General features: G+C 71.1%; 15 protein-coding genes and 1 pseudogene. 10 read left to right on the top strand and 6 right to left on the bottom strand.

Going from position 1 to position 12099, the window contains the following annotated elements; genetic code table 11:
- The 4 genes and pseudogenes from ACXAID_RS14035 to ACXAID_RS14020 form a co-directional block, all read left to right on the top strand.
- On the top strand, positions 1-1540 hold a 1540-nt coding region (locus ACXAID_RS14035), incomplete at its 5' end, for a putative bifunctional diguanylate cyclase/phosphodiesterase (protein ID WP_475022822.1).
- 55 nt (positions 1541-1595) lie between these two features.
- Positions 1596-2368, top strand: a pseudogene (locus tag ACXAID_RS14030) (pirin family protein).
- An 8-nt stretch (positions 2369-2376) separates the two neighbouring features.
- Positions 2377-2682, top strand: coding sequence for a GNAT family N-acetyltransferase (locus ACXAID_RS14025; protein WP_475022821.1), 306 nt, complete (start codon positions 2377-2379; stop codon positions 2680-2682).
- A 10-nt stretch (positions 2683-2692) separates the two neighbouring features.
- A complete protein-coding gene (locus ACXAID_RS14020) occupies positions 2693-2935 on the top strand; it encodes a GNAT family N-acetyltransferase (protein WP_475022820.1) in 243 nt (80 codons plus the stop codon).
- Between the two features lie 26 nt (positions 2936-2961).
- Here the strand turns inward: ACXAID_RS14020 and ACXAID_RS14015 are convergent, their stop codons facing one another.
- From ACXAID_RS14015 to ACXAID_RS13990, 6 genes are all read right to left on the bottom strand, one after another.
- Positions 2962-3354, bottom strand: a complete 393-nt coding sequence (locus ACXAID_RS14015) for a type II toxin-antitoxin system VapC family toxin (protein ID WP_475022819.1) — start codon at positions 3352-3354, stop codon at positions 2962-2964.
- A complete protein-coding gene (locus tag ACXAID_RS14010; protein WP_475022818.1) occupies positions 3341-3586 on the bottom strand; it encodes a hypothetical protein in 246 nt (81 codons plus the stop codon). The genes ACXAID_RS14015 and ACXAID_RS14010 overlap by 14 nt, the downstream gene beginning before the upstream one ends.
- Before the next feature lie 45 nt (positions 3587-3631).
- A complete protein-coding gene (locus ACXAID_RS14005; RefSeq protein ID WP_475022817.1) occupies positions 3632-4129 on the bottom strand; it encodes a pyridoxamine 5'-phosphate oxidase family protein in 498 nt (165 codons plus the stop codon).
- Between the two features lie 270 nt (positions 4130-4399).
- The gene (locus ACXAID_RS14000; RefSeq protein ID WP_475022816.1) at positions 4400-5005 is read right to left on the bottom strand and encodes a hypothetical protein; all 606 of its coding nucleotides are present in this window, start codon (positions 5003-5005) and stop codon (positions 4400-4402) included.
- Positions 5006-5057: 52 nt separating this feature from the next.
- Positions 5058-5756, bottom strand: coding sequence for a GntR family transcriptional regulator (locus tag ACXAID_RS13995; protein ID WP_475022815.1), 699 nt, complete (start codon positions 5754-5756; stop codon positions 5058-5060).
- Positions 5753-6280, bottom strand: coding sequence for an HD family phosphohydrolase (locus ACXAID_RS13990; protein WP_475022814.1), 528 nt, complete (start codon positions 6278-6280; stop codon positions 5753-5755). The genes ACXAID_RS13995 and ACXAID_RS13990 overlap by 4 nt, the downstream gene beginning before the upstream one ends.
- A 109-nt stretch (positions 6281-6389) precedes the next feature.
- Here ACXAID_RS13990 and ACXAID_RS13985 point away from each other — a divergent pair, with 109 nt between their 5' ends.
- From ACXAID_RS13985 to ACXAID_RS13960, 6 genes are read left to right on the top strand one after another with little or no spacing between them, the layout of a single operon-like run.
- Complete coding sequence (locus ACXAID_RS13985; protein WP_475022813.1) at positions 6390-7505, top strand: TIGR03364 family FAD-dependent oxidoreductase; 1116 nt, start codon at positions 6390-6392, stop codon at positions 7503-7505.
- Between the two features lie 3 nt (positions 7506-7508).
- Positions 7509-8192, top strand: coding sequence for a phosphonatase-like hydrolase (locus tag ACXAID_RS13980; protein WP_475022812.1), 684 nt, complete (start codon positions 7509-7511; stop codon positions 8190-8192).
- Positions 8193-8195: 3 nt separating this feature from the next.
- Entirely contained in the window at positions 8196-9236 is a 1041-nt protein-coding gene (locus tag ACXAID_RS13975; protein ID WP_475022811.1) for a 2-aminoethylphosphonate ABC transporter substrate-binding protein, read from the top strand.
- A gap of 1 nt (position 9237) precedes the next feature.
- On the top strand, positions 9238-10404 hold the full coding sequence (locus ACXAID_RS13970; RefSeq protein ID WP_475022810.1) for an ABC transporter ATP-binding protein: 1167 nt from the start codon (positions 9238-9240) through the stop codon (positions 10402-10404).
- Positions 10404-11288 (top strand): 2-aminoethylphosphonate ABC transporter permease subunit, encoded by an 885-nt coding sequence (locus ACXAID_RS13965; protein WP_475022809.1) that lies wholly within the window; start codon positions 10404-10406, stop codon positions 11286-11288. Before ACXAID_RS13970 ends, ACXAID_RS13965 begins: the two co-directional genes overlap by 1 nt.
- Positions 11263-12060 carry an ABC transporter permease gene (locus ACXAID_RS13960; protein WP_475022808.1) on the top strand — a complete coding sequence of 266 codons (798 nt, stop codon included), beginning with the start codon at positions 11263-11265 and terminating at the stop codon, positions 12058-12060. Before ACXAID_RS13965 ends, ACXAID_RS13960 begins: the two co-directional genes overlap by 26 nt.
- The last annotated feature ends 39 nt before the right edge of the window (positions 12061-12099 follow it).

The raw sequence follows: 12099 nt of genomic DNA, 5'->3' as shown, positions 1-12099 counted from the left end.
CGCCCGGCCCCTGCGGGGCACCGGCGCCGCGGCGACCTGGATGCCGGTGGCCGCCCCGATCGCCTCCGCCGTGCTCGCCACCGGCGTGCTGCTCGCCGACGAGCGCACGCCCATCCACTCCGCCGCGGTCTATCTGGCCGTGTGCACCATCGTGGCGGCGCTGTGCCGGCTCGCGGTCGCGTTCTTCGACGCCCGGCGCACCGGCGGCCATCAGCCGGCGGCGACCACCGACGACCTGACCGCACTGCTGAACCGCCGCGGGTTCTACGAGCACGCCGGCGCCGTGCTCGAACCCCTCGCAGAGCCCGGCCCCGGACGAAACGCCTTGCTGCTGCTCGATCTCGACCGCTTCAAGGACATCAACGACTCCCTCGAGCACACCGTCGGCGACCGTCTGCTGCAGGTGGTTGCCGCCCGGCTGCGCTCGGCACTCGGTCGCGACGGCATCCTGGCCCGTCTCGGGGGCGACGAATTCGCGGTGCTACTCCCCGGCGCCGACCGGCCGGCCGCCGACCTCGTCGCCGACCGCCTGCTCGACGCCCTCGACACGCCGATCGAACTCGACGGACTGTACGTGCAGACCAGCGCGAGCATCGGGATATCGCTGAGCCCCGACCACTGCGATGACATCGGAACCTTGTTGCGCTACGCCGACATCGCGATGTACGAAGCCAAATCCAGCCACCACGGACATCAGATCTTCCACCACGGTGTAGACGGCGACAGCAGCAGCCGCGCCGGGCTGGAATTGCTCGCTCAGCTACGTCAGGCGATCGAGCTGCGCGAACTCACAGTGCACTACCAGCCCCAGATCCGGCTGACCGACGAGCGCACGGTCGGTGTCGAGGCCTTGGTGCGCTGGGAACATCCCGAGCGCGGACTGCTCTATCCGCACCAGTTCCTGCCCCTGGCGCAACACAACTACCTGATGCCGGGGATCACCGAACTGGTCCTCGACCTCGCGTTGCACGACTCTGCGAGCTGGCGTGAGCGCGGCCACCCGATACCCGTCGCGATCAACCTGCCCCCCTCGGCGTTCGCCGACACCGACCTGCCGGCGCGTGCCGCCGCAGCGCTCGCCCGCCACCGCGTCGAGCCGGGGAACCTCACCTTCGAGATCACCGAGGACTTCCTGCTCGCCAACCTCGGCCTGGCCCGTTCGGTGCTGAACCAGTTGCGGGACATGGGGATCAGAATCGCCATCGACGACTTCGGGAGCGGCTACGCGTCGCTCTACTATCTGCGCGAACTGCCCGTCGACGAGCTGAAACTCGACCGCACCTTCACCGCGGCCATCACCACCGACCCGACCAGCGCGGCGATCGTCCGCTCGGTGATCGACCTGTCCCACACCCTCGGTTTGACGACCGTGGCAGAAGGTGTGGAGACAGCCGCCGACGCAGACGCCCTCAACGCGTACGGATGTGCGGTCGCCCAGGGCCACTACTACAGCCCGGCCCTCGACAGCGCCGGGCTGCTGAGTTGGGCGCACACCCGACAGACCGCCCACGCGGTGTCGGCTGCGGGTGCCGATACCTGAGGCGTGCCCGATCCGGCCCTCGGCGACGCCGCGCTGCGTTGACTAGGCTGGAGCCGTGAGCAACACCGACGCCGCGCCCGACGAGGTCGACTGTGCGCCTTCGTCATTCAACGGCGTCCTACACCCGCGCGAAGTCCCGCTCGGCGGCCCGCGGGCCATCCGGGTGCGCCGCACGCTGCCGCAGCGGGAGCGCTCCCTGATCGGGGCGTGGTGCTTCATCGACCACTACGGTCCGCACGATCAGCGCGGCGGGCCCGGCATGGACGTGCCCCCCACCCGCACACCGGCCTGCAGACCGTCAGCTGGCTGTTCAGCGGACTCGTCGAGCACCGCGACAGTGCCGCGGTGGCTGCGACGGTGCGCCCGGGCGAGCTGAACCTGATGACCGCCGGCGCGGGAATCTGCCACTCCGAGATGTCGGTGAGCGCCGGCCCGGCCGACGCCGTGCTGCACGGTGTCCAACTGTGGGTCGCCCTGCCCTCCGGCGACCGGGACACCGACCGGGACTTCGCGCACTACACACCGTAGCCGCGGACCACCGGCGCGGTCACCACGCGGGTGTTCCTCGGCGAGCTCGAAGGGCAGCGCTCCCCGGTGCCCACCTTCACCCCGCGGCCCGGTCGAGGCGTGCGGCACCCCGTTCGGGGAGGCGCTGGTGATGTGGTGGAACTTCGTCGGCCGCAGCCACGACGACATCGTCACCTACCGCGACCAGTGGCAGAACCACGACGACCGCTTCGGGGCGGTCCGGGATACCGCGGCGAGCTCGGCCGGCTGCCCGCACCACCGCTGCCCAACGGCAGGCTGCGTCCCCGTCCCGGGGTATAGGTGGAGCCATGACCACTGACAGGACCGGGGCCCGCACCGACGTCACCGAACACGAGGACCGCTTCACCATTTCGGTGGACGGCCGCGAGGTCGGAGTGGCCGACTTCGTCGACCGCGACGGCCGCCGCGTATTCCCGCACACCGCGGTCAATCCGCAGTTCCAGGGCCGCGGCCTGGCCACGATCCTGGTGCGGCATGCCCTCGAATCCACCCGCCCCACCGGGCTGCGGGTCGTGCCGCAATGCTGGATGGTCGCCGAGTTCATCGAGAAAAATCCCGAGTTCACGGATCTGGTCGACGGCAATCGTGGGTAGTCAACCGGACATGACCACCGACAAGACCGGAGCCCCCACCACCGTCACCGAGCACACCGACCGCTTCACGATCGCCGTCGACGGCCGGCACGCCGGGGTCACCGAGTTCATCGACCACGACGGCCAGCGGCTCTTCCCGCACACCGAGGTCGACGACGCATTCGAGGGCCGCGGGCTGGGCACGATCCTGGTGCGGGCGGCCCTGGAGTCCACCCGCGACGCCGGGCTGCGCATCGTGCCGGGGTGCCCGTGACCGGCCCCGGTCGGCGGGCGCCGCGGCTAAGCGAGTACCTCGATGGGGCACCGCGGGCCGTTCGCGCGGGCCAGTCTGGTGTCCATCGTGACCAAGGTGGCGTTCATGGCCTCGGCGAGGGTGACGTAGAACGCGTCCCAGCCGCGGACCGACGCGCGAAGCTGCCACACCCGGTCCAGCATCCAGCGATGGGAGAACCGCTCCCCCGGCCAATCCCGCAGGTCCGCGACGGCCTGCGCCGCGGCTGTATCGTCCAGCGCCCCTTTCAGATACTGGGCCCGGATCACACCCAGCACCTCGACGTCGACCACCTCGGGCGCCGCGTGGTCTGGGTCTGCGGCCATCAGCGCCGCAATCCGATCCGCGCGTGGCGTGTCAGCCACCACCTCGAACAGACACGACGCGTCAACGACCAGCATCGGGCCAGTCCCCACGCCATTCGTCGATCGTCTGCAGGACCTCTCCACTCGTCACCGAGGACGGGCGGCGGCCGGTCCGCCGTAGCCATTCCGCGATCGAGGGTCGTGACGCCAGCCGGGCCGCCTCGCGGCGTAGCAGCTCCGGAACGGTGACGCCGTCCTCCGCGGCCCGCCGCACCAGACCTGCGTACACCTCATCGTCGATGTCACGGATCTGCACCGTCTTAGGCATAACTGCATGTTAACATGCAAAACTGCATGACAGCAGGTCAGCGGCCTAGAGGTACTGGGCGGTGCTCCCCGAGACGGGCATGCCGCCCATGCCGAGCTTGCGGTGATCCCAGCTGCGCAGCCGCGACGGCACCACCCGCACACAGATGCGGTTGTTCATCATCTGGTCGACGAACGGGCGCATCTCCTCGGTGTAGGGCCCCGTGTAGCGCTCCCAGACGCTGATGCCGACCCGCAGCGTGGTCTCGGGATCCTCGAGGATCTCGGCCTGGCCGTCGATGGACACCCCACGCAGCGTGTCGTAGGACAGCCCGTCCTCGATCATCACCGTGATGGTCGGGTCACGCCGCAGGTTGACCGCCTTCTGCGACTTGGCTTTCGTCTCGAACCAGATCTCTCCGTCGAGCACGGCGTACCACATCGCGACCAGATGCGGTCGCCCGCTGGGAAGCACCGTGGCCATCGTGGCGGTGCGGCTTTGTTCGATGAATTCGGCGATCTCGCCGTCGGTCATGACGATCTTCGCGCGTTCGTTCTTGCCCACACCTCGATACTGGCAGCACGACCGGCCAGGCCGGCGACCCGGTCCGGGTTTCGGTCCCGGCGGCGACGGACGTGCCCGGGTCGGCCGGCATCGAAATGCGCTGACCGCAGGCGCCCCGGGGAAGTCCTTGCCGGGGCGCTCGAGCCCAGATCGACACCGCGGCTGTTGGTGCCGCGAATCATCGTCGTCGCGCAGCCCTGGTGTCGATCTCGGTCACAGCGTCGGCAGGCCGGTGGCGCACACCGCCGCCTGCGCGGTACCCGGCGCAGCTCAGTAGAACAACACCGGCGGCAGCGGCCGCAGGTTCCCACCGCTGTTGCGGGCCGCGAACCGCACCGGCTCGTCGCACAGACCGTCCAACGTCAGCGTGCCGATGCCCCGGAACTGCCCGACCGGCGCGCTGAGGGCAAAGCCCAGTACGTCACCGGCGCCGAACCGGACGTCCGGACCGGTGGTCGGCGGACGGATCCCGAACAGCACCGGGGTGAACCCGGCCAGGTAGAGCCACAGCGACGAGTACAGCGGCGCGACGGGGTCGGCGGGGAGCGCCGCATGATGCATCGGCGCGCCGTCGCCGGAGGACACCAGCAGGAAATCCTGGTCCCGACCGGCCCCGTACGCGTCGGGGATCTTCAGGCACAGGCCGCGGACCGCCGCACCGGGCCGGTCCGGGCCCACCCGTACGAGCGCGGCGTGAGAGCGCCCCGGCCGCAGCAGCTTCGCGGCCGGGGCGTCCGCGTCGTCGTCGATGGTCAGCGTCGCGCCGAAGGTCTCCCCCGGCCCGAACAGGTCGCCGAGCTGTCCGACGAGCGCGCCCGCGGTGGCCCGGACCGCCTGCAATCCGCTCATCAACCAGGCCTGGTCTGCACTGCCCATGGCCACTTCATACCCGGTGTCGCGCCCGACCGACCACCGAACCGCCCATGATTCAGCGGTCGGTCAGTGTCGCCTCGAAGGCCACCCGGTCCCCGCGGTAGAGCGCCCGGACCACCTCGATGGGCGCGCCGGCGGTGTCGACCGACCTCCGGTTGAGCAGCAGCATCGGCATGGCGGGTGTGGATTCCAGCAGCGCCGCCTCCCGCGGGGAGGGCAACACCGTCTCGATCCGTTCGGTGGCCTGACCGAACTGCACACCGCGTGCCCGAATGGCGGCGTACAGCGAGGTGGTCGGATCGAAGTCGTCGGTCAGGTCGGCGAACCGGTGCAGCGGAAGGTAGGTGCTCTCCAACCCGATCCGGGCGCCGTCGGCCAGCAGCACCCGCTCCAGGTGCATCACCCGTTCCCGGGCCCGAACCTGCAGCGAATCGGTGATCTCGGCGTCGACGGTGACGTTCTCCCAAGTCACCAGCAACCGGCCGGGGACGCGGCCCATCCGTTGGGCCCCTTCGGTGTAGGACCGCAGCGACAACGGCTGGACCAGCTTGGGGCGCGAGACCACCGTGCCCCGGCCGCGCCGCTCGATGCGGCCCTGCACCAGCAGTTCGTGCACCGCCTGGCGCACGGTCTCGCGGGCGACCCGGAAGCGGGCGGCCAGTTCGCGCTCCGGCGGAAAGGGGTCCCCTTCGTTCAGCCCGTCGAGGATCTCCTCGAGCCCGGTTCGCACCAGGTAGGGCTTGGGCAGGCTCACCGGGCCAGCCTCGCCGCGATGTCGAGGACCACCTCGAGCGGCGCACCCTCGGCGCCCGGGTCCTTGGCGGCGTCGTCATATCGGCGCAGCCGCAGGGCATCCCGGCACCAGGGGTGGGCGACGAAGCCGGCATCGACTCCGGCTCCGCCCTGCACCGCCAGCGAGGCGACCGAGGTGCCGCTCAGGCCGGCGGCGTAACCGGGGTCGACGGCGGCCAGGTGGCGTTTGGCCGCGACGTGCGCGCCGGCCAGCCACCCGGCCCGGGCCCCGAACCGGCGCGTGATCCAGTCGGCGGCCAGCCCGGAGTGGTTCTCGACCCCGGGACCGCCGAGCATCGGGCTGTGCCCGATGTCGTGCAGCGCCGCGGCCAGGATCAGTTCGTCGTCGGCACCGTCGGCGATCGCGCCCGCCGCCGCCTGCATGGCGTGGTCCCATTCGTCGACGGCGACCTCATCCCACACCCCGCGCAACGAGGCCAGCAGCTGGGCGGTCTGGGCACGCACAAGGTCGGCTCGGCCGGGCATGGCCCAACCATACACCCAATTGGTCTATACCAATTGTTCACCGGCTGTTCGGCCCGCCCACATCGCTCGATAGCGGAGCCGACGTCCACACCCGGTTACCTGAACGTCCATGCGGGTCAACATCATCGGCGGCGGCATCCTGGGCACCGCCCACGCCTGGCACGCCGTGCGCCGGGGTCACCAGGTGACCCACCTCGAACGCGACGCCGACGCGCGTGGCGCCACGGTCCGCAACTTCGGCCTGGTCTGGGTCTCCGGGCGGTCCTCGGCCGAACTGGACGCCAGCCTGCGCTCCCGCGCGCTGTGGGAGGAGCTCGGCGCCGAGGTCCCCGGCATCGGATTCCGGCCCTGCGGATCCCTCACCCTGATGCGCACCCCCGCCGAGGTCGCCGTCGCCGAGGAGGTCTGCAGCCGGGCCGACACCGGCCGGCGCGGCTTCCGGCTGCTCGAACCCGCCGAGGTCCGCCGGATCAACCCCGCACTGCGCGGTAAATTCCTTGCCGCGCTGCACTGTTCCCGCGACGGTGCGGTCGAGTCCCGGCAAGCCCTGCCGGCGATCCGCGGTGCCATGCAAGCCACCGGGCAGTACAGCTTCCTGCCCGGCACCGAGGCCCGGTCCATCACCGGCACCCGCGTCCTCGACGACCACGGCGATCACCACGACGCAGACGTGGTGATCGTCTGCGCGGGCGCCGAACACAGCGGCCTGGTGCGCGAACTGGCCGGGGCACTGCCGGTCCGCCGGGTCCGGCTGCAGATGATGCAGACCGCGCCGCTGGACGAGGAACTGACCACCGCGATCGCCGACGGGGACAGCTTCCGCTACTACCCCGCCTATTCCGGCAACGCGCTGGACTCGCTGCGGCGCAGCGAAAACCAGGATCCGGTGGCCCACGAACACGGCATGCAGCTGCTGTGCGTGCAACGCCGCCACGGCGGTCTGACCATCGGCGACACCCACGAGTACCGCGAACCGTTCCCTTTCGACGTCGTCGAAGCGCCGTACACCTACCTCGCCGCCCTGGTCGAGGAGCTGCTCGGGCGGCCACTTCCGCCGATCCGGCAGCGCTGGGCCGGCGTCTACAGCCAGAGCGTCGACCCCGGCCGCCTGGTCTACCGCGCCGAGGTCGCCGACCGCGTCTGGGTGGTCACCGGACCCGGCGGCCGCGGCATGACCCTCGGCCCCGCCATCGGCGAACACACCGCAGACAAGATCGGACTGTAACCCATGCACGACAACGTGATCGAGCTGGCCGTCATCGACATGGCCGGCACCACCGTCGCCGACGACGGCCTGGTGGTGCAGGCCTTCGAGGCCGCCGCCGACGCGGCCGGGCTGCCCGCCGCCGGACCCGAACGCGAGCAGGCCCGCCAGTACGTACTCGACACCATGGGCCAGTCCAAGATCACGGTGTTCCGGGCCCTGTTCGACGACGAGGCCACCGCCCGACGGGCCAACACCGCCTTCGAGGACGCCTACGCCGAACTCATCGCCGCCGGCGAAGCCACCCCGATACCCGGTGCCGCCGAGGCGCTCACACGCCTGCGCGACGGCGGCATCAACGTCGCGCTGACCACCGGCTTCTCCCCCGACACCCAGGCCAAACTGATCGCCGCCCTGGGTTGGCACAACCTCGCCGACCTGGTGCTGGCACCGGGCGACGGGGTCCGCGGCCGGCCCTGCCCCGACCTGATCCTGACCGCGCTGATGCGCCTCGAGGTCGGCAGCGTCGCCGCCGTCGCCGCGCTCGGCGACACCGCCAGCGACATCGAGAGCGCCCTGCGCGCCGGATGTTCCATCGCCGCAGGCACCCTCACCGGCGCGCACGACGAACGCCAGCTCGTCGCCGCGGGCGCCACCCACATCGTCACCTCCGTCACCGATTTCGCCGACCTCCTGCTGAAAGGCTGACCCATGAAACTGCGCACCACCGCAGCGGCGCTCACCGTCGCCGCCGCCACCACCCTCGCCACCGCCTGCGGCGGCACCGGCACCTCGGGCTCCGGTGACGGCACCACGCTGACGGTGTACAGCGCCGACGGTCTGGCCACCTGGTACGAAGGCGCATTCGACCGCTTCACCGACGAAACCGGGATCAACGTCAACCTGGTCGAAGCCGGTTCCGGCGAGGTGGTTTCGCGAGTGGAGAAGGAACAGTCCAACCCGCAGGCCGACCTGCTGGTCACCCTGCCCCCGTTCATCCAGAAGGCCGCCGAACTCGAGCTGCTGCAACCCAGCGGCGCCGACGCCAGCGGCATCGCCGCCGACCAGGTGGGCCCCGACACCACGTTCGTCCCGATCGTCGACAACGCGCTGAGCTTCATCGCCAACCCGGGCGCCAACCCGCCGCCGGTCACCTGGGACGACCTGCTCAAGCCGGAGTTCAAGGGCAAGCTTCAGTACTCCACCCCCGGCCAAGCCGGTGACGGCACCGCGGTGCTGGTGCTGCTGCAGCATCTGCGGGGCAAGCCCGGCGCGCTGGACTACCTGACGGCGTTGCAGGCCAACAACGTCGGCCCGTCCTCGTCGACCGGGAAGCTGCAGCCCAAGGTCAGCAACGGCGAGCTGCTCGTCGCCAACGGCGACGTCCAGATGAACCTCGCCTCGATCAAGGACGACGGGTCGACCTTCACCATCTTCATCCCGGCCGGCACCGACGGGAAGCGCACCAGCATCTCGCTGCCCTACGTCGCCGGGGTGACCGCCGGTGCGCCGCACGCCGAGGAGGCCAAACAGCTGCTGGCCTTCCTGATCTCCGAGGAAACCCAGAAGACGGTCGAACCCGAGGCGCTGGGCATGCCGGTGCTGGAGTCGTTGAAGTCCACCGGTGCCGCGCAACCGAACACGCCGGCAGCCGTGCTCGACGGGGTCGACGTGTGGGTGCCGGACTGGAACGCGGTGCTGGCCGACCTCGACGCCGACCTGGCCGCCTACCAGAAGGCGACCGGTAGCTGAGATGGCCGGCACCCGGGTCAGCCCCGCCGGACACCGGCAGCGCGCCGCACCGGCCGACCCCGGCGCCCCGGCGATCCTGTTCGACCGGGTCGGCGTCTCCTACGGTCGCGGCCGCAAGCGCGCCGATGCGCTGGTGGACTTCAACCTGCGGGTCGCCACCGGCGAAACCGTTGCGCTGCTCGGGCCCAGCGGGTCGGGAAAGTCGACGGCGCTCAACGCGCTGGCCGGGTTCGTGCGCCCCACCTCCGGCCGGGTCCGGCTGGCCGGCCGCGACGTCACCGACCTGCCGCCGGCCCGCCGGGGCATCGGGGTGGTGCTGCAGTCCTACGCGCTGTTCCCGCACATGTCAGTCGCGGACAACGTCGCCTTCGGGCTGCGCGCACAGAAGGTGCCGCGGCGCGACATCGGGCCCCGGGTCGCCGAGGCGCTCGACATGGTCGGCATGTCCGGGTATCTCAAACGGCTGCCCCGTGAACTCTCCGGCGGCCAGCAGCAGCGGGTCGCGATCGCGCGGGCCCTGGCGATCCGGCCCGCGGTACTGCTGCTCGACGAACCCCTGGCCGCGCTCGATGCGGCGCTACGCCAGTCCATGCTCGCCGAACTGCAACACCTCAAGGACGCGCTGCCCGACACCGCGATCCTCTACGTGACCCACGACCAGGCCGAGGCGCTGGCGCTGGCGGACCGCATCGTGGTGATGAACAACGCGCGCCTGATGGACGTCGACACCGCCGAGAACCTGTGGAAGCGGCCGCCCACCAGTTTCACCGCGGCCTTCCTCGGCGGGGCGAACCTGCTGCCGTGCACAGTGGGCCGGGTCATCGGCAACTCCGCGCTGGTCACCGTCGGCCCGCGCACCGTCAACGCCGAGGCCCCGCCGCCGGCGTTCGGCAACGACGACTGGGGTCCGGGTTCGGAGGCACTGCTGTGCGTGCGCCCGCACGCGCTCGCGATCGTCTCCACCCGGGAGAAGGACGCCCTGGCGGCCAGCGTGAACGCCGCGGTGTGGCGCGGCGCGGTGACCCGGCTGGTGCTGTCGGTGCACTCGCTGCCCGATGCGGTCGTCGACGTCGACGTGCCCGGCCACACCCCGTTCGAGGTGGGCAGTGTCGTCGGGCTGCGGTTGCCCGAACCGGCAGGCGTGCTGGTATCCGCGGGAACGCCTTGATGACAACGGTTCTCGAACCCGACACCGCGGCGCCGACGCGCCCACCCCGGTCCACCGCGTGGCTGTGGGTGCTGCCACCGTTGCTGCTGGTGCTCGGGGTGGTGCTGTACCCGCTGCTGCGGGTGTTCTGGGAGTCCTCGGCGGGCGGGTCCTGGGGTGAAGTGCTCGGCTCGCAGGTGTTCCGCGACGCGCTGTGGCGCACCGTGGCGATCGCCGCGACCTCCACCCTGGGCTGCCTGGCACTCGGCACGTTCCTGGCGATCGTGCTGGCGTTCATCCCGTTCCCCGGCTCCGCGGTGGTCGGGCGGCTCATCGACACCGTGCTGGCGCTGCCGTCGTTCCTGATCACGCTGGCGTTCACCTTTCTCTACGGCAGCGCCGGCGCGGTCAACGCCGCGATCTCGGCCATCACCGGCACGTCCTCGCCGCTGTTGGACTTCCTCTACACCCCCGCCGGGGTGATCACCGCCGAGATCACCTTCTTCACCCCGTTCGTGGTGCGCCCGCTGCTCGCGGCGTTCGCGCTGATCCCCCGCGCGCACCTCGACGTCGCGGCCAGCCTCGGCGCCTCCCCGCTGACCGTGCTTCGCACCGTGGTGATGCCCGAGGCGTGGCCCGCCCTGGCCGCCGGCGGCAGCCTGGTGTTGCTGTTGACGCTCAACGAATTCGGGATCGTGCTGTTCACCGGCGCCAAGGGCGTGATCACGTTGCCGGTGCTGATCTACACCCGCGGCATCGTCACCTTCGACCTGCCCGGTGCGGCGGTGATCGCCACCGTGCAGGTGGCGCTGTCGCTGGCGCTCTACGGCCTCTACCGGGTGGTGTTCGCCCGGCTGACCACGGCGAGGGGAGGTTCCGGTGCTGCTGTGGAGCCCGCGAAGTAGAGCGGCGGTGCTCGGCGTGTTCGCCGCGGTGGTGCTCGTGGTGTTCGTGCTGCCGCTCGGCACCGTTGTGCTGGCCGGGCTGGCCGGTTCGTGGACCGGCCCGCTGCCCTCCGGGCTCGGTGTGGCACGGTTCGGGGCTGCGCTGTCCGGCGAGGATCTGGCCAGCCTGTCGGTGAGCCTGCAGACCGCGTTCCTGGCCGGCGGCATCGCGCTGGTGGTCGGCACCTGGGCCGCACTGGCGGCGCGGGAGGCCCCGGACTGGCTGCGGCGCAGCACCGACGCGGTGTTCCATCTGCCGATCGCGGTGCCCTCGGTGGCCATCGGCCTCGGCCTGCTGATCGCGTTCAACTCACGGCCGCTGCTGCTGGGCGGCACCCGCTGGATCGTCATCCTCGCGCACACCGTGCTGGTGCTGGCGTTCGCGTTCAGCGCGGTGTCCGCCGCGCTCGACCGCCTCGACCCAGCCTACCGGCAGGCCGCCGAGTCGCTGGGCGCCGGGCCAGTGCGGGTGCTGTTCCGCATCACCCTGCCGCTGCTGCTGCCCGCGCTCGGCGCGGCCGCCGGCCTGGCGGTGGCCCTGTCCATGGGTGAGCTCGGGGCCACCGTGATGGTCTACCCGGCGACCTGGAAAACCCTGCCGGTGACCATCTTCGGGCTCACCGACCGGGGGCAGGTGTTCCAGGCGGCCGCCAGTACCGCCCTGCTGCTGGCGGTCACCCTGCTCGCGCTGATCGTGCTCGGGCGCATCCGCGGCCGCGCCGCGTTGCGCTGACCGTCGACCTGAGTTCACCCCGAATTCACCTTGGCATCA

This window comes from Mycobacterium sp. ABE4_509, assembly GCF_056160785.1.
The sequence above is the reverse complement of the archived record's forward strand: the minus strand, read 5'-3'. Positions and strand labels throughout refer to the sequence as shown.